The organism is Pseudomonas sp. WS 5411, assembly GCF_012985595.1.
Taxonomy (GTDB): domain Bacteria; phylum Pseudomonadota; class Gammaproteobacteria; order Pseudomonadales; family Pseudomonadaceae; genus Aquipseudomonas; species Aquipseudomonas shahriarae.
This window is the reverse complement of record NZ_JAARMC010000003.1, coordinates 268,421-286,001: the sequence shown is the minus strand read 5'-3', so window position 1 is coordinate 286,001 and position 17,581 is coordinate 268,421. Positions and strand designations below refer to the sequence as shown.

The following is a 17,581-nucleotide window of genomic DNA, read 5'->3' as shown; positions in this document are numbered from 1 at the left end:
GGCGCCAGCGCGACCGTCTGCGTCCTGATACCGCCACCGGCGTACGTCTGGGCGCCAAAGCCTTATTCCAAAAACGACAGTAGTCATTCCATAAAGGTATTAAATCAATATATTTCAAGCTGTTAGGCTTTCCGGTTCGCAGTCGCACGCTCAGGCGACTGGCAGCCATTTAATTGGAGCTTCAATGAATCTGCCGCTGATTCTCAATTTGCTGGTGTTCCTGGCGTTACTGCTAGGCCTGGCCCAAACCCGTCGCACCCACTGGAGCCTGGCCAAGAAGGTCCTGCTGGCACTGGTGCTCGGGGTGGTTTTTGGTGTGATCCTGCACACCATTTATGGTGCTGGTCACCCGGTACTCAAGGCCTCGATCAGTTGGTTCGACCTGGTGGGCAATGGTTATGTGCAACTGTTGCAGATGATCGTGATCCCGCTGGTGTTCGCCTCGATCCTCAGCGCCGTGGCCCGCCTGCATAACGCCGCGTCCCTGGGCAAGATCAGTTTCCTGACCATCGGCACGCTGCTGTTCACCACCGCCATTGCGGCGCTGATCGGTATCGGCCTGACCAACCTGTTTGGCCTCACCGCCGAAGGCCTGGTGGCCGGCACCCAGGAGCTGGCGCGCCTGCAGGTGATCCAGAGTGACTACGCAGGCAAGGTCGCCGACCTGAATATCCCGCAGTTGCTGCTGTCGTTTATCCCGCAAAACCCGTTCGCCGACCTGGCCCGGGCCAAGCCGACGTCGATTATCAGTGTGGTGATCTTCGCCGCGTTCCTGGGGGTTGCCGCGCTGCAACTGCTCAAGGACGACGTGGAAAAAGGTCAGAAAGTGATCAACGCCATCGACACCCTGCAAGCCTGGGTGATGCGCCTGGTGCGCCTGGTGATGAAGCTGACCCCTTACGGCGTACTGGCGCTGATGACCAAAGTGGTCGCCAGTTCCAACCTGCAAGACATCATCAAGCTCGGCAGCTTCGTGCTGGTGTCCTACCTGGCGCTGGGGCTGATGTTCGTGGTCCACGGCCTGCTGCTGTCCCTGGCCGGGATCAACCCGCTGCGCTTCTTCCGCAAGGTATGGCCGGTGCTGACCTTTGCCTTCACCAGCCGCTCCAGCGCGGCGAGCATCCCGCTGAGCATCGAAGCGCAGACCCGCCGCCTGGGCATCCCGCAGTCCATCGCCAGCTTCGCCGCCTCGTTTGGCGCGACGATTGGCCAGAACGGCTGTGCCGGCCTGTACCCGGCGATGCTGGCCGTGATGGTGGCGCCAACCGTGGGCATCAACCCCCTGGACCCGCTGTGGATCGCCACCCTGGTGGCGATTGTGACCCTGAGCTCGGCCGGTGTAGCGGGCGTGGGCGGCGGTGCGACGTTTGCCGCGCTGATCGTGCTGCCGGCCATGGGCTTGCCGGTGGCGTTGGTGGCGCTGCTGATTTCCGTGGAGCCGCTGATCGACATGGGCCGTACGGCGTTGAACGTGAATGGTTCGATGACGGCGGGGGCGATTACCAGCCAGATCATGCAGCAGACGGATAAAGAGCTGCTCAATGCCGATGAGCATGCTGAGTTGGCGCAGGCCTGATAGACCGCTATCGCGGGCAAGCCCGCTCCCACAGTTGAACCGGTTTCTTCAGTAAAAATCGGTCAACTGTGGGAGTGGGCTTGCCCGCGATGCTTTTAGGCTTTTTCCCAAACTTCGAAGTTATAGGCCGGCTTGTCACCTTCAGCCGGATTCTGCACATTCGACACCAGCTTCCATTGGCGGGTATCAAACTGCGGAAACCACGCATCCCCTTGCGGGCTCAACTCCACCCGCGTCAAATACAGGCGATCCGCCTGCTCCAGCCCCTGCGTATACAGCTGCGCGCCGCCGATCAGCATCAGCTCATCCACGCCCTGCTCCAACGCCCAGGCCTCGGCCCGCGCAACGGCTGCATCGAGGGACGGAAAAACTTCCGCACCTTCGAGCACCAAATCGGTCTGACGGCTGACCACAATGTTTAAGCGACCCGGCAACGGTCGACCCAGGGAATCCCAGGTCTTGCGCCCCATGATGATCGGCTTGCCCAGGGTGGTGGCCTTGAAATATTTGAAATCCCCCGGCAAATGCCAGGGCATGCTGTTGTCGACGCCGATCACGCGGTTTTCACCGAGGGCTGCGATCAGGCTTAAAGGGAGAGTTTTTTTCATGGCGACGAGAATACCAGAGGCGCGGGCCAGCGGTTATGCTCCAGGCTCACTGACACAACAGGATGGCGCGTGACTGCACTTACACCTCTGCACACACTCTGGCTGACGGAAACCATGCGCCTGCGTGAAGAACACGCTGGCCCCCTGGAAGACCAGGAAGCCAATCGCCTGGCCCGCAGCCACGGCGGCGATCTGCCGACGCGCATTCAAAACCGCGCACTGTGGCTGGCCGAACGTGACGGCCTGCGCGCCGCCCTGCTCCACTGGCTGCAAGGCGCACGCCTGGCGCTGATGGTGCTGATGGTGCTGGCCATCGTCAGCGGCGCCGGCCTGGCCTTCGCCGCCCTGGGCAACGGCCAGGCCCCGGTCAATGTGTTCTGGGCCCTGGGCAGCCTGCTGGGCTTGAACCTGATCCTGCTGCTGAGCTGGGCCCTGGGCCTGTTGTTTGCCGGCGAACACAGCGCCAGCCTCGGCCGTCTGTGGTTGTGGCTCAGCGAAAAACTTGCCCGCGATGCCAAGGCCGCACAACTGGCGCCGGCGCTGTTGTTGCTGCTGCAACGCCAGAAGCTCAACCGCTGGGCGGTCGGCGTGCTGGTCAATGGCCTGTGGCTGCTGGCGCTGTGCAGCGCGCTGGTGATCCTGCTGACCTTGATGGCCACCCGACGCTACGGGTTTGTCTGGGAAACCACCATTCTCGGGGCCGACACCTTTGTCAGCGTGACCCAGGCCCTGGGCAGCCTGCCCGCACTGCTCGGCTTCAGCATGCCCAGCGTGGAGATGATCCGCACCAGCGGCGACTCGGCGCTGACTATCGAAAGCGCCCGCCAGGCCTGGGCTGCGTGGCTGGTGGGGGTGTTGCTGGTCTATGGCCTGCTGCCCCGGTTGATTCTCGCCCTGTTGTGCCTATGGCGCTGGAAACGCGGGCGCGCGGCCTTGGGCCTGGACCTCAACCTGCCCGGCTACAGCCACTTGCGCGATGCCTTGATGCCCAGCAGCGAACGCCTTGGCGTCAGCGATGCCGCGCCTGAGCAGTTGCACCACGTCAGCGGCGGTGCCAGCGAACTGCACAGCGATGGCGCCCTGCTGGTGGCCATCGAACTCGACGACCAGCACCCCTGGCCGCCCAAACTTCCGGCCATGGTCAAGGACGCCGGCATCCTCGACAGCCGTGAGTCTCGCCACAAACTGCTGGAGCAACTGACCCGCTTCCCGCCCGCACGCCTGGTGATCGCCTGCGACCCGCGCCGCTCGCCGGATCGCGGCAGCCTCGCGCTGATTGGCGAGCTGGCCCGCAGCGCCAGCGCCACCCGGGTCTGGCTGTTGCAAGCGCCACCGGGCCAGGCGCTGGATGCCGAGCGCCTCGGCGATTGGCACACGGCCTTGCAGCAACTGGACCTCCCCTTCGCCGACTGCGCGCCGCTCACCTGGCTGGAGACGGGCCATGACTAAACCCCTGAAACTGGCCGTGGTCGGCCACACCAACGTCGGCAAGACCTCGTTGCTGCGCACCCTGACCCGGGACGTGGGCTTTGGCGAAGTGTCCCATCGCCCCAGCACCACCCGGCATGTCGAAGGCGCACGCCTGTCGGTGGACGGCGAAGCCTTGCTGGAGCTGTACGACACGCCGGGCCTGGAAGATGCCATCGCCCTGCTCGATTACCTGGAGCGCCTCGACCGCCCCGGCGAACGCCTGGATGGCCCGGCCCGCCTGGCGCGCTTCCTCGAAGGCAGCGAAGCCCGCCAGCGCTTTGAGCAGGAGGCCAAGGTGCTGCGCCAGTTATTGGCGTCCGACGCCGGCCTGTACGTGATTGACGCCCGGGAACCGGTGCTGGCCAAGTACCGCGACGAGCTGCAAGTGCTGGCCAGTTGCGGCAAACCGCTGCTGCCGGTGCTCAACTTTGTCAGCAGCGCCGAACACCGCGAGCCGGACTGGCGCGAAGCCCTGGCCCGCCTGGGCCTGCATGCGCTGGTGCGCTTTGACAGCGTCGCGCCCCCAGAAGATGGCGAGCGGCGGCTGTATGAAAGCCTGGCCCTGTTGCTGGAAAGCTCACGGCCACAGTTGGAGCGGCTGATTCTCGACCAGGAGGCCCAACGCCAGGCACGCCAGCAAAGCGCCGCACGCCTGATCGCCGAGCTGCTGATCGACTGCGCCGCGTGCCGGCGCAGCGTGGTCATCGAGGATGAACAGCAAGCCGTCAGCGATCTGCGCAAAGCCGTGCGCCAGCGCGAACAGCGTTGCGTCGAGGCCTTGCTCAAACTCTACGGCTTCCGTGCGCAAGACGCCGCTGCCAGCGACTTGCCGCTGCTGGACGGACGTTGGGGCGATGATTTGTTCAACCCCGAAACCCTCAAGCAACTGGGGGTGCGGGTCGGCGGCGGGATTGCCGCGGGAGCTGCGGCCGGTGCCGGCGTGGACTTGCTGGTCGGCGGCCTGACCCTGGGCGCCGCCGCCCTGGCCGGGGCGATTGCCGGGGGCGCCCTGCAAACCGCGCGCAGCTACGGCAGCCGTTTGCTGGGCAAGATCAAGGGCCAGCGCGAGCTGACCGTGGATGACAGCGTGTTGCGCCTGTTGGCCCTGCGCCAGCGCCAGTTGCTCAAGGCCCTGAACCTGCGGGGGCATGCGGCGATGCACAGCATCAAGGTCGACACCCCGCAGGACAAGAGCTGGCGCGAAGGCAAACTGCCCGAGGCCCTGCACAAGGCGCGTGCCCATCCGCAATGGTCATCGCTCAACCCCCATGCACGGTTGAGCCAGGCCGAGCGCCAGGAACAGATCGAAGCCCTGGCCCAGCGCCTGGACGAGGCTTAAGCCGCCAGCAGGTGCCGGGCCTTGGCCTTCAACACCTCAAGGTCGAGCACCGGCACGTGCATTGCCTTGGCCTGCTCATCCCAGTGGCGCATGCGCAGGCTCACCGCACACAGCGGGTCCTGCTCAAACACACGGGCCTCGTCGGCCGTCATCACCCCGCCCTGGTAACCCAGGGTGCGGCGGCTGGCCTCGCTCAAGCGCGCATAGTAGTCCGGCTGGCTGAAGGTCAGGTAACGCTTGGCCTGCACGTGATACTCCACCAGTTTCGCCAGGCGCTCGCTGAACCCGGCACGCCGCAAGTAATCGGCGCCCAGGCGTTCGTGACTGACCACGCCGTAGCCGCCCATGTTCTCCTCACCCTGGCCGCAGATGTGCCCGATATCGTGGAAGAACGCCGCCAGCACCACTTCATCGTCAAAGCCTTCAGCCATGGCCAGTTGCGCGGCCTGGGACATATGCTCGATCTGCGACACCGGCTCGCCAATGTAATCGGCAGCGCCGTGCTGCTCGTACAGGCCAAAGACTTCAGCGACCACCTGCTCAGCGTTCATTACGCCTGCCCCCACAGTTCAGTGATATTGCGCTCGGCCAGCGCCGGCCCCACGCTCATGCCCACGCCGGTGTGCATCAACGCCACGCTGACCCCTTCGGCGGCGCGCAGGAACGAAAACGGCCCCGGCCCACGGGAACCATAGACCCCTTGCCAGCGCTCGACGACCTGAATCTGACAGCCCAGGGTCTGCTCGGCCAGTTCGATCATCCAGTTGTCCACCTGTTCGGCGTTGAATGGCGAAGGATCGCTGCCGTAATGGTGGGAGTCCCCGATGATCAACTCGCCATGGGGCGTCGGGCTGATCAGCAGGTGGATGCCATGTTCATGCAGGTGCGGTGTGTCACGCAGGATCTGCGCCTGCACCGGCGCCGCTTCCGGCAAGTCGGCAAAGGCGCCGTAGTGCACGCAGCTCAGGCCGGTCAGCAGCGCGTGTTGCAGGTTCAGCTCCACCTTGGGCCGGGCGCGCAGCATTTGCAGTTGGCAGATTTGCGGCTGGAGTGCGGCGATCTGTTCGGCCAGCAGGGTTTGGTAGTCGTGGCCGGAGCACACGATGATCTGCTTGCCACGAAAGCTGCCGGCGGTGCTGTACACCTGGCCCGGTTCGATGTCACGTACCAGGGTGGAGAAGTGGAACTCCACCTTGAGGTCGCGGCGCAGGTACTCGATCAGCGCCGGCAGCGCCTCACGGGAATACAGTTGCTGATCGTCCAGGCCGTGCAGCGCGGCGCGGTGATGGCGGAACTGGCCGCCATACAAGTCGTTCAGCGCTGCGCCTTGCAACAGGTTGACGCGGTAGCCATGCGCCTTGGCGCGCCCGGCGCAAAAAGCCTCCAGCAGATGCTCTTCGGCTTCGGTGCGGGCAAACAGGTAAGAGCCATTGCGCTTGAGCTGCAGGTTCGCCTGTTGCGCCCACTGGCCCCAGATCTCGCGGCTTTGCCGGGCCAGGTCGAGCATCTGCCCCGGCGGTTGGCCGGTGACCAGGGCCTGGCCGAAGTTGCGCACCGAGGCGCCCAGGGGCGTGGCCGTGCGCTCGAACACCGTGACCTTGAGGCCGCGTTTGGCGGCGGCGTAGGCATGGGACAGGCCGAGGATGCCGGCGCCGATGATCAGCAGATCGCTGTGGTGTGTCATTAAGTGATGTCCTGAATTTGAGGCCGCCATCGCCGGCAAGCCAGCTCCCACAGGGTGAATTGTGAACACCTTCAAATGTGGGAGCTGGCTTGCCGGCGACGAGGCCATCAGCCCCAACGAATATTATTGACCTGCCACTTTCTCCGACTTGCCGTCATAGCGCTTACGCCATTCAGCCAGGATGTTATCGCGGTTTTTCGAGGCCCAGGCAAAGTCATTCTTGATCAGGCGCTGCTCATAGTCCGCCGGCAATTCTGTCTGCGGCTTGGCAATGCCCGGCTGGGCCAGCACGGCGAAGTTTTCCTTGTACAGCTCCATCGCCGCTGGGCTTGCAGAGAAATCGGCGAGCTTCTGTGCCGCTTCCGGGTGGGCCGTGCCCTTGATCACCGCAGTGGCTTCGATGTCCCAGCCCAGGCCTTCCTTGGGCAATACGATATCCAGTGGCGCACCCTGGCGCTTGAGCTGCACCGCCGGGTATTCGAAGGAAATGCCGATTGGGAACTCACCGGAAGCCGCCAACTTGCATGGCTTGGAACCGGAGTGCACGTACTGGCCGATGTTCTGGTGCAGGTCATCCATGTACTGCCAGCCCTGCTTCTCGCCGAAGGTCTGCAACCAGGCGCTGACGTCGAGAAAACCGGTGCCGGACGAGGCCGGGTTAGGCATGACGATCTTGCCCTTGTACTCAGGCTTGGTCAGGTCTTGCCAGCTGATCGGCTTGCTCAGGCCCTGTTTCTCGGCTTCGACAGTGTTGAAGCAAATGGTCGCAGCCCACACGTCCATGCCGACCCAGGCCGGTGGGTTGGCGGCGTCGCGGTAGTTCTTGCCAATTTTGTCCAGATCCTTCGGCGCGTAGCTTTGCAGCATGCCTTGCTGATCGAGAATCGCCAGGCTGGAGGCCGCCAGGCCCCACACTGCATCGGCTTGTGGGCGGGCTTTTTCTGCCAGCAGCTTGGCGGTGATGATGCCGGTGGAGTCGCGCACCCACTTGATCTCGACGTCCGGGTTGGCCGCTTCGAAGGCTTTCTTGTAGGTCTTCAACTGCTCGGCTTCAAGGGCCGTGTACACGGTCAACTCGGTCTTGGCAGCAAAGGCATTCAGGCTGAACGCGGTGAGCACAGCAGCGGCGAGGGCCAGGGGCTTGAACATGGTGCGTTTCCTTGTGTGGGGCAGAGTTATTGACCGGGCGCGGTTTGGCGCCAGGCCTGGGAGCGGCGCAACAAGCCGCGTGAGGCCCACGCCAGCAGCAGCGAGACGCCGGCTGAGGTGAACAGAATCAGGGTCGACATGGCCGCCGCGCCGCCCACGTTGCCGGCGTCGTCCATGTTCAGCACCGCCACCGCCGCAAGGATGGTGTCGGGGCTGTAGAGAAAGATCGCGGCCGATACGGTGGTCATCGCCGAGACAAACAGGTAGCGCAGGATGTCCAACAGCGCCGGCAGGCAGATCGGCACGGTGACCCGCATAAAGTGGCGGTACAGCGGCGCCTTGAGCGACAGCGCGGCGGCTTCGAACTCGGCGTCGAGTTGGCGCAGGGCGGTGGTGGCGGTCATTTGCGCGGTGGTCAAATAGTGAGCAATGGTGCACACCACCAGCAGCGTCATGGTCCCGTAGAGCACATGCAGCGGGTTGCCGTTGAGGTTGAAAAAGAACACGTAGCCCAGGCCCAGCACCAGGCCAGGCACCGCCATCGGCACAAAGCTGAGCATGCGCAGCGCCAGGTTCAAGCCCTTCTGCCCCTTGGTCTTTTCCATCAGGTAAGCGCCGGTGAAGATCAGCACGCTGCCAATCAGTGCGGTGCAGATCGCCATGGTCAGGCTGTTGCGATAGGCCAGCCAGCCGCCGCCAGCGGTGTCGTTGAACTGGTAGTGGTTGAGCGACAGCGACAGGTTGTACGGCCAGAACTTCACCAGCGACGAGTACACCGCCATGCCGAACACCAACAGCAGCACCGCGCAGATCAGCAGCACAATCGCCAGGTAGCAGCCATCACGCAGACGCGATGGCGCCGGCTGGAACACCTGGGCGCGGCCGCTCATGGAGTCGCCGTGGCGCCGGCGCAGCCAGGTATCCACCGCGAAACTGAGCAACGCCGGCAGCAGCAGCACCATGCCGATCAAGGCGCCGCGACCGAACTGCTGTTGGCCAACCACGGCCTTGTAGGCCTCCAGCGCCAGCACTTGATAGTCACCACCCACCACCACCGGTACGCCGAAGTCCGTGATGGTCAGGGTGAACACCAGGCAGAACGCGGCGAACACGGCCTGGCGCGTCGCCGGCCAGGTGATGCTGCGAAACGCCCGGGCCGGGCTGGCGCCCATGCTCGAGGCGGCATCGAACAACCGCGCATCCGCTAGGGACAGCGCCGACAGCAGGATCATCAGCGCATGGGGAAAGGTGTAGATCACTTCACCGAGGACAATCCCCCAGAAGCCGTAGATGTTGTCGGACAGTAGGCCGCGCAACATGCCCTGGTTGCCGAACAGGTACACCAGGGCGATGCCCGGCAGCATCGACGGCGCCATCAGCGGCAGCAACGAAAGGCCGCGCCAGAGGGTCTTGCCGGGGATCAGCGTGCGTTGCAAGGCGTAGGCAAACAGGTAGGCCAGGGGTACGACAATGATCGCGACGCTCAGGGAAACCTTCAGGCTGTTGCCCAGCAGCCAGTGGAAGTTGGCGCTGGTCAGCAGCTCACGCGCCGCCACCAGCCCGCCGCCCTGGCCGTCTTCGGCGCTGAAACCGCGCCAGAAGATCGCCAGCAGCGGCAGCAGTACGGCGAGGCCCAACAGGCACAGCAGCAGTAACTTGCCTCCCAGTACGAAGATACGGTCGCCGATTTGCGCACGGGAAGCCTGACGCGCCACACGGCCGGGTACTGGCAGGGTCATATCAGTGGCCATCTCAGGCAAACACCTGCAGGCTGCGCGGCGGCAGCGCCACCCAGATATCCTGGGCGCCCAGGCGTGGCATGGCTTCCGGCGCCAGTTCGGCCAGCAGCGGATGGCCGGGTAACTGGTCCAGTTCAAAGCTCATGCGGCAACGGTTGCCGAGGAAGGTGATCTCGCGGACCTTGGCCGGGAACAGGTTTTCTTCGTGTACGGGCGGGTTGACGCTGATCGCTTCCGGACGGCAGAACAGGCGGCCCGACGCGGCCTTGCCGCTGTCTTCGGCCAGGCGCACATTCATCCCGCCAACCTGGGCGTGGCTGGCGCTGTTGCGGCTGAAGGGCAGCCAGTTGCCCTGGCCGACAAACTCGGCCACGAACGGGGTGGCCGGGCGGTCGTAGATCTCTTGAGGGGTGGCGTACTGCTCGACCTTGCCGTTGTTCATCACGGCGATGCGGTCCGCCATCAGCATGGCCTCGTCTTGGTTGTGGGTGACCATCAGGGTGGTGATGCCCAGGCGGCGTTGCAGCTGGCGCAACTCGGTGCACAGGTGCTCGCGCACCCGGGCATCGAGGGCCGACATCGGCTCATCCAGCAGCAACAGCGACGGGGCCGGCGCCAGGGCACGGGCCAGGGCGACCCGTTGCTGCTGGCCGCCGGACAGTTGGCCGGGGTATTTCTTTTCGCTGCCGGTCAGGCCCACCAGCTCCAGCATCTGCGCCACGCGTTTGCGCACTTCATCGCGACCGCTGCCAGCCAAGCCATAGCCAATATTGGCCTCGACGCTGAGGTTGGGGAACAGCGCGTAGGACTGGAACAGAATGCCGTAGTCCCGCGCCTGGGGTGCCAGTAGGGAAACGTCACGATCACCCAGGTACAACTCGCCGCTGTCCTGGCGCTCCAGGCCGGCGATGCAACGCAGCAAGGTGGTCTTGCCGCAGCCCGAGGGGCCGAGCAGGCACACCAGTTCACCGGCGGCGACGTCCAGGGACACATGGTCCAGGGCAGTAAAGGCGCCAAAGCGCTTCTGGATACCACGCACCGTCATCGGCGCGCCGGGGTTGAGCTGGGCTGTGTTCATGGTGGCACCTCATCAAACTGATGAAGGCCATGCTAGGCAGCAAATGCGTCCCTGGTGTGGCAGGAAGGCAAAAGCGGGTGATAGTGGTATTGGTGGATTTGGGTAGGGGCAGAGCCATGGGGTGTTGGGTCTACCGCTATCGCAGGCAAGCCAGCTCCCACATTTGGAGCTGTGAATACCTTCACATTTGGGAGCTGGCTTGCCTGCGATGGCGATTTCAAAACCACCCAAAATCTTTCAGAGCGGCGACATTTCCTGCGCCAACCCCAGAAACGCCGCCGGCAACCGCGCACCTTTACGCTCCTTGAGGCAGTACAGGTATTCAGGAATCTGCGGCGCATTCTCGATGGTCAGCACCCGCAGTTGCGGGTCATGGGGCACTTCCTGGCGGGCGATGATGCTGATGCCGATATTGCGCAGCACCGCCTCGCGGATCGACTCACGGCTGCCGATTTCCAGCAGCGGCCCATAACCCACGCCAGCGCCTTTGAGCATCTCTTCGGTCAAGCGCCGGGTGGTCGAGCCTGCCTCGCGCATCAACAGGGTATGCCCCGCCAGCGCACTGAGCGGCACATGCTCCAGCACGGCCAGCGGATGATTGCGATGCACCGCCAGCACCAGCGGGTCGGTGCCCAGCACCCGGCGGATCAGGCGCGGGTCTTCCAGCAATTGCGAGGAGGCGGCGACGTCCACCCGGTAATCATCCAGCGCTTCGAGGACCTGTTGGGAGTTGCCGATTTCCACTGCCACTTCCACGTGGGGCAAGCGTTCGCGGAAGGTTTTCACCAGGTCGAGGATGTAATAGGGCGCGGTCGCGGCGATGCGCAACGTGCCCTGGACCTGGCCGCTGTTGCGCAGGAAAAACTCGATATCCGCTTCCTGCTGCAACAGCGCCTTGACCATCGGCAACAGCCGCGCCCCTTCGTCGCTGACGGTGAGGCGGCGGCCACCGCGATAGAACAGCTCAACCGAGTACTGGCTTTCCAGATGGCGGATCTGGGTGGTCACCGTGGGTTGGCTCAGGCCGAGTTTTTTCGCCGCCTGGGTAATGCTGCCCAGGCGGGCGACCATGTAAAACGCCTTCAACTCGGCACTCAGCACACCACCCTCTCATCGACTATTTGCGCAACAGGCGCAGACCATTGAATACCACCAGCAGGCTCACGCCCATGTCAGCAAACACCGCCATCCACATGGTGGCCATGCCCATGAAGGTGACGGCCAGGAAGATCGCCTTGATCACCAGCGCCAGGGCGATGTTCTGCTTGAGGATACTCGACGTTTGTCGCGACAAGCGTATGAATGCCGGAATCTTGCGCAAATCGTCGTCCATCAGCGCCACGTCGGCGGTCTCGATGGCCGTGTCGGTGCCTGCTGCGGCCATGGCAAAGCCAATCTCGGCGCGGGCCAGGGCCGGGGCGTCGTTGATGCCGTCGCCGACCATGCCGACCCGGTGGTTTTTCCCGTACAGGTCCTCGATAGCCTTGAGCTTGTCGGTGGGCAACAGATCGCCCTGGGCCTGATCGATGCCCACCTGGGCGGCAATTGCCTGGGCGGTGTGGGTGTTGTCGCCGGTGAGCATCAGGGTCTTGATGCCCAGGTCGTGCAACTGCTGGATGGCTTCGCGACTGCTGTCCTTGACCGTATCGGCCACGGCGAACAGCGCCAGCGGGCCGGATTTGTCGAGCAGCAGCACCACGGACTTGCCTTGTTTTTCCAGGGCGAAGAGTTTTTCTTCAAGGGCCGGCGAGCACAGGCCCAGCTCTTCCACCAGGCGGTGGTTGCCCAGGTGATAGACCTCACCGTTGATCTCGCCACGGACCCCGCGCCCGGCCAGGGCCTCGAAGTTATCCACAACCTGCAGCGGGAGTTTTTTATCCACAGCGGCATTGGCGATCGCCAGCGACACTGGGTGGTCGGAACGCGCGGCCAGGCTGGCGGCCAGGGCCGGCGCGTTGTCTTCTACATTGGGGAACAACGCCAGGTAGTCGGTCTGCACCGGCTTGCCGTGGGTGATAGTGCCGGTCTTGTCCAGGGCCAGGTAGTCGAGCTTGTAGCCGGCCTCCAGGTACACGCCGCCCTTGATCAGGATGCCTTTGCGCGCCGCCGCCGCAAGGCCGCTGACGATGGTCACCGGGGTGGAAATCACCAAGGCACAAGGGCACGCGACCACCAACAGCACCAGGGCGCGGTAGATCCAGTCGAACCACACCGCGCCCATGAACAGCGGTGGGATCACGGCCACGCCGAGGGCAAACAGGAACACCGCCGGGGTGTAGATTTTCGAGAAGCTGTCCACGAAGCGCTGGGTCGGCGCCCGCGAGCCCTGGGCCTGCTCCACTGCGTGGATGATGCGTGCCAGGGTCGAGTTATTGGCGGCAGCGGTCACCCGGTATTCCAGGGAACCGGCCTGGTTGATGGTGCCGGCGAAGACTTTATCGCCCACGGTTTTCTCGATCGGCAGGCTTTCGCCGGTGATCGGCGCCTGGTCGATGGTGGACTGGCCGGCGGTGACTTCACCATCCAGACCAATGCGCTCGCCGGGGCGTACCCGCACGATGGCACCCAGTTCAATGGTCTTGACCTCTTGCTCGACCCAACTACCGTCAGCCTGACGCACCGTGGCCTGCTCCGGGGTCATTTGCATCAAGCCACTGATGGCATTGCGCGCACGGTCCAGGGACTTGGCCTCGATCAACTCGGCCACGGTAAACAGGAACATCACCATCGCCGCTTCCGGCCACTGGCCGATCAGGATCGCACCGGTCACGGCGATGCTCATCAGCGCGTTGATGTTCAGGTTGAGGTTTTTCAGGGCAATCCAGCCCTTTTTGTAGGTGGTGAGGCCGCCACTGAGGATCGACACCAGCGCCACCAGCGCCACCACCCAGGTCGGAGCCGCGTCGGTGAAATGGATCACCTCCGCCGCCAGGGCGCAAAAGCCGGACAGGGCCAGCGGCCACCAGTGCTTCTTGGCCGGTGGTGCGGCGGCCGGCACGCCCTCCTCGATCGGATCGGCCTGCATGCCCAGGGACTTGATGGCCTCGACGATCGGCGCGGTGCTCGTCAGGTCGTGGGTGACACCGAGGATGCGGTTGATCAGGTTGAATTCCAGCTGCTGCACACCGGCCATCTTGCCCAGTTTGTTCTGGATCAGCGTTTGCTCGGTGGGGCAGTCCATGGCCTCGATGCGGAAAGTGCTCAGCCGCGCGTTGGCGCTGGTTGTTTGCGTCAATGTCACCAACGAGGGGGCTGCCGCGCCGGAACAGCAGGAGCCGCCGCCATGATCATGCTCTTTCACAGGGGCAAGCTTTTGCGCGTGATCATGATGGCTGTGGTCATGATCATGGCCGTGGTCGTGATGGCTATGATCATGGTCGTGATCATGATCGTGGCTGTGGTCGTGCTTGTGCGGGGTGCGCAGGGATTCGCTCATTGTGTCGCGTCCATGAAGGTGCCTGTTGCCAAGTAAAGACCCTGTAGCCACTATAGGGTCAAGCACCCTTTTGGAGATTGCTGCGATGAAGATCGGTGAATTGGCCAAACTGACCGACTGCCCGGTGGAGACCATCCGTTATTACGAGAAGGAAGGCCTGCTGCCGCCACCGGCGCGCAGCGAGGGCAACTACCGCCTGTACACCCAGGCCCACACCGAGCGCCTGACGTTTATCCGCAACTGCCGCAGCCTGGACATGACCCTGGAGGAAATCCGCAGCCTGCTGGGCCTGCGCGACAGCCCCCAGGACCAGTGTGAAAATGTAAATGCGCTGATCGACGAGCATATCCATCACGTCAAGGCGCGGATTGATGGGTTGCTGGCCTTGCAGAAACAGCTGATCGACCTGCGCCAGCGCTGTGGCGAAGGGCCGGAGATCGACCAGTGTGGGATTTTGCAGCGGTTGGAGGTCAGTGGGAGCGTGGCGGCCAGTGAGGCGGAGCATTCACATGTGGGTCGTAGTCACGGGCATTAGATAATGGGGTGACTGAGTTGACGCCATCGCAGGCAAGCCAACTCCCACATGTGCCTGAGTACTCGGTCACATGTGGGAGCTGGCTTGCCTGCGATGCAGACGATGCGGTCTCGACTAGACCGCCATCGGCGCCGTCATCGGCGCATGGTGCTCATAGCCTTCCAGCGAGAAATCGCTCGGTTCGATCAGCTCCAGCCACTCCGGCTGGTACACCCCGGTCTTGGCAAACTCCGGCACGCGCTCGCTGATCACCAGCTTCGGCGCGGCGAAAGGCTCGCGCTTGAGCTGTTCGTTGAGCATGTCCAGGTGGTTTTCGTAGACGTGCGCGTCACCGATGAAATAGGTGAACCAGCGCGGTGTGTAGCCAGTCAGGCGACCGATCAGGCTCAGCAGTGCGGCGCCTTCGGTGAGGTTGAACGGCGTGCCCAGGCCCAGGTCGTTGGAGCGGATGTAGAGGGTCAGGGAAATCTCCCTGGTCTCGACATTCGGGTGGAACTGGTACAGCAGGTGACACGGCGGCAAGGCCATTTCATCGAGCTGGGCGCAGTTCCAGCCGTGGAACAGGATGCGCCGGCTGCCCGGGTCATTGATGATGGTGTCGACGCACTGGCGGATCTGGTCGATGGCCTTGTACAGCACCACGTAGGCCTGACCGTCTTCCTCGCCTTCGGCGATCTGGCGATAGCCCTGGGCCAGGGTCTGCTCGATAGCGGCCTGGTTGCTCAACGGGATCTGCTTGTACGCCGGCCATTTGCGCCATTGCACACCGTAGATCTCGCCCAGGTCGTCCTCGCCCTGGCGGAACGGGTTGGCCAGCCACTGCGCGTTTTCGTTAGCGTTCTGGTCCCACACCTTGCAGCCCAGGGCGCGGAATTCGGCGGCGTTATTCACCCCACGCAAAAAGCCACACATCTCGCCAATCGCCGACTTGAAGGCCATTTTGCGGGTGGTGATGGCTGGGAAACCTTCCTGCAGATCAAAGCGCAACATCGCACCGGGGAAGCTGATGGTGTTCACGCCAGTGCGGTTGGCCTGCTTGGTGCCGTTGTTGATGACGTGGGAAACCAGCTCGAGATATTGCTTCATGACATTACCTGTATCGGTGAAGCCGAGGCCCTCAGGCCCCGGCGTTCGAATTTATAGCGCGCTGGTCTTGATCGCCTGTGGGCGGTTGTAAGCCCACCAGAGCAGGCCCAGGCCAGCAAGAATCATCGGAATGCTGAGAACCTGACCCATGGTCAGCCAGCCGAACGCCAGGTAGCCCAACTGCGCATCCGGCACCCGCACGAACTCGACGATGAAACGGAAAATCCCGTAGAACAGGGCGAACATCCCCGAAACCGCCATGGTTGGGCGGGGTTTGCGCGAGTAGATGTAGAGGATCAGGAACAGCGCCACGCCTTCCAGGGCGAACTGGTACAACTGCGACGGATGGCGCGCCAACTGCGCCGGGTCGCTGAACGGCGGGAACACCATGGCCCACGGCACGTCGGTCGGCTTGCCCCACAATTCGGCGTTGATGAAGTTACCGATACGCCCGGCACCCAGGCCAATCGGCACCATCGGCGCGATAAAGTCCATCAGTTGGAAGAATGACTTGCCATTGCGTCGGCCAAACCACCAGGCCGCGAGCATCACGCCGATAAAACCGCCGTGGAACGCCATGCCGCCCTTCCACACCTCGAAAATCAGGGTAGGGTTGGCCAGGTACGCGCTCAGGTCGTAGAACAACACATAACCCAGGCGCCCGCCGACAATCACGCCCATCGACATCCAGAACACCATGTCGGAGAGCTTCTCCTTGGTCCAGGTCGGATCAAAGCGGTTCAGGCGTCGGGAAGCCAACAGCCAGGCGCCGCCGATGCCGATCAGGTACATCAACCCGTACCAGTGGATTTTCAGCGGACCGATGGCCAGGGCCACCGGGTCGATCTGCGGGTAAGGCAGCATTGCGACTCCTCGTTAAATCATTCGTTATTGCGCACGGACCTTGCCGGAGGACGATTAAGCCTGCGTTACAGCGGCTCGATCAAATGAAGAAGTTCGCACCCGCGCCAAGCAGCCTGGCATGTTAACGGATGGGAGGCATCTGGCCCAACTTGGATACGATGGATAGCCGGCGGTTCTATGGGTAGAGTGAGCAAAACACAAAAGGATCGCCTTATGTGCCTGATTGTTTTCGCCTGGCGGCCGGGCCATGCCCAGCCCCTGATCGTCGCGGCCAACCGTGACGAATTCTACGCCCGGCCCAGCCTGCCCTTGGCCCAGTGGCCCGATACACCGCAGGTGTATGCCGGTCGCGACCAGGAAGCCGGGGGCACCTGGCTGGGGATCGGCGCCGACGGACGGTTTGCCGCGCTGACCAATATCCGTGACCCGCACCAGCCACCGGCGCGCAAGTCCCGGGGCGAGTTGGTGGCGCGTTTTCTCCACGGTTCCCTGCCGATTGACCACTATTTAGCCGATGTTAACGGCAGATCAATTGAATATGCCGGCTTCAACCTGCTGATTGGCACGCCGCAAGAGCTGTGGCACTACAACGCCAATGAGTCGACGCCTACCCAACTGACGGCCGGGATCTATGGCTTATCCAATGCCGGGCTGGATACGCCCTGGCCAAAGCTGCTCAAGGCCAAGGCAGCACTGGCCCAAGTGCTGGATGATCCGCACCCTTTGCCGAACTGCCGGATACCGGTGTCGGGTTGGCCACGGAAAGTCTGTTATCGAGTGTGTTTATCGCCAGCCCCAGTTACGGGACGCGAGCGAGTACCGCGCTGATTGTGCATGCCGATGGGCTGCGGCACATGGTCGAGCGCAGCTTTGGGCCCCATGGCGGGCGGCTGGGCGAGGTGGAACTGAGGATTTAGTGGAGACTGGGCCACCGTCATCGCAGGCAAGCCAGCTCCCACCGTTTGAAATACATTCCAAGTGTGGGAGCTGGCTTGCCTGCGATGGCCCCCCCTCGGT

14 protein-coding genes and 1 pseudogene are annotated in these 17,581 nt (G+C 63.4%); 5 read left to right on the top strand and 10 right to left on the bottom strand.

The window, feature by feature from the left end:
- The first annotated feature begins 184 nt into the window (after positions 1–184).
- Positions 185–1,576: an L-cystine transporter gene (locus tag HBR93_RS07930; RefSeq protein WP_057440395.1), complete on the top strand. Its 1,392-nt coding sequence runs from the start codon at positions 185–187 to the stop codon at positions 1,574–1,576.
- 95 nt (positions 1,577–1,671) lie between these two features.
- Here the strand turns inward: HBR93_RS07930 and HBR93_RS07925 are convergent, their stop codons facing one another.
- Positions 1,672–2,184: a dihydrofolate reductase gene (locus HBR93_RS07925; protein WP_057440396.1), complete on the bottom strand. Its 513-nt coding sequence runs from the start codon at positions 2,182–2,184 to the stop codon at positions 1,672–1,674.
- Between the two features lie 69 nt (positions 2,185–2,253).
- On the opposite strand from HBR93_RS07925, the gene HBR93_RS07920 reads away from it, so the two are divergent.
- Positions 2,254–3,633: a DUF2868 domain-containing protein gene (locus HBR93_RS07920; RefSeq protein WP_169960100.1), complete on the top strand. Its 1,380-nt coding sequence runs from the start codon at positions 2,254–2,256 to the stop codon at positions 3,631–3,633.
- Positions 3,626–4,993 (top strand): DUF3482 domain-containing protein, encoded by a 1,368-nt coding sequence (locus HBR93_RS07915; RefSeq protein WP_057440398.1) that lies wholly within the window; start codon positions 3,626–3,628, stop codon positions 4,991–4,993. Before HBR93_RS07920 ends, HBR93_RS07915 begins: the two co-directional genes overlap by 8 nt.
- Here HBR93_RS07915 and HBR93_RS07910 read toward each other — a convergent pair.
- The 7 genes from HBR93_RS07910 to HBR93_RS07880 all read right to left on the bottom strand — a co-directional run bounded on the left by HBR93_RS07910 (position 4,990) and on the right by HBR93_RS07880 (position 14,079).
- The gene (locus HBR93_RS07910) at positions 4,990–5,544 is read right to left on the bottom strand and encodes a phosphonate degradation HD-domain oxygenase (protein ID WP_057960904.1); all 555 of its coding nucleotides are present in this window, start codon (positions 5,542–5,544) and stop codon (positions 4,990–4,992) included. The genes HBR93_RS07915 and HBR93_RS07910 overlap by 4 nt on opposite strands.
- Entirely contained in the window at positions 5,544–6,677 is a 1,134-nt protein-coding gene (locus HBR93_RS07905) for a TIGR03364 family FAD-dependent oxidoreductase (protein WP_169960099.1), read from the bottom strand. The genes HBR93_RS07910 and HBR93_RS07905 overlap by 1 nt, the downstream gene beginning before the upstream one ends.
- A 123-nt stretch (positions 6,678–6,800) precedes the next feature.
- On the bottom strand, positions 6,801–7,826 hold the full coding sequence (locus tag HBR93_RS07900; protein ID WP_057440401.1) for a putative 2-aminoethylphosphonate ABC transporter substrate-binding protein: 1,026 nt from the start codon (positions 7,824–7,826) through the stop codon (positions 6,801–6,803).
- Between the two features lie 26 nt (positions 7,827–7,852).
- Positions 7,853–9,577: a putative 2-aminoethylphosphonate ABC transporter permease subunit gene (locus HBR93_RS07895; RefSeq protein WP_057960906.1), complete on the bottom strand. Its 1,725-nt coding sequence runs from the start codon at positions 9,575–9,577 to the stop codon at positions 7,853–7,855.
- A 1-nt stretch (position 9,578) separates the two neighbouring features.
- The gene (locus HBR93_RS07890) at positions 9,579–10,643 is read right to left on the bottom strand and encodes a putative 2-aminoethylphosphonate ABC transporter ATP-binding protein (RefSeq protein ID WP_057440403.1); all 1,065 of its coding nucleotides are present in this window, start codon (positions 10,641–10,643) and stop codon (positions 9,579–9,581) included.
- A gap of 237 nt (positions 10,644–10,880) precedes the next feature.
- Positions 10,881–11,744, bottom strand: coding sequence for a LysR family transcriptional regulator (locus HBR93_RS07885; RefSeq protein WP_057960907.1), 864 nt, complete (start codon positions 11,742–11,744; stop codon positions 10,881–10,883).
- Positions 11,745–11,760: 16 nt separating this feature from the next.
- The gene (locus HBR93_RS07880; RefSeq protein WP_169960098.1) at positions 11,761–14,079 is read right to left on the bottom strand and encodes a heavy metal translocating P-type ATPase; all 2,319 of its coding nucleotides are present in this window, start codon (positions 14,077–14,079) and stop codon (positions 11,761–11,763) included.
- Positions 14,080–14,164: 85 nt separating this feature from the next.
- Here HBR93_RS07880 and cadR point away from each other — a divergent pair, with 85 nt between their 5' ends.
- On the top strand, positions 14,165–14,614 hold the full coding sequence (gene cadR / locus HBR93_RS07875; RefSeq protein ID WP_057440406.1) for a Cd(II)/Pb(II)-responsive transcriptional regulator: 450 nt from the start codon (positions 14,165–14,167) through the stop codon (positions 14,612–14,614).
- A gap of 114 nt (positions 14,615–14,728) precedes the next feature.
- Here the strand turns inward: cadR and HBR93_RS07870 are convergent, their stop codons facing one another.
- Positions 14,729–15,700: a thymidylate synthase gene (locus tag HBR93_RS07870; protein ID WP_115129221.1), complete on the bottom strand. Its 972-nt coding sequence runs from the start codon at positions 15,698–15,700 to the stop codon at positions 14,729–14,731.
- Positions 15,701–15,751: 51 nt separating this feature from the next.
- Entirely contained in the window at positions 15,752–16,564 is an 813-nt protein-coding gene (gene lgt / locus HBR93_RS07865) for a prolipoprotein diacylglyceryl transferase (RefSeq protein ID WP_057440408.1), read from the bottom strand.
- A 213-nt stretch (positions 16,565–16,777) separates the two neighbouring features.
- Here lgt and HBR93_RS07860 point away from each other — a divergent pair.
- A pseudogene (locus tag HBR93_RS07860) lies at positions 16,778–17,481 on the top strand (NRDE family protein).
- The last annotated feature ends 100 nt before the right edge of the window (positions 17,482–17,581 follow it).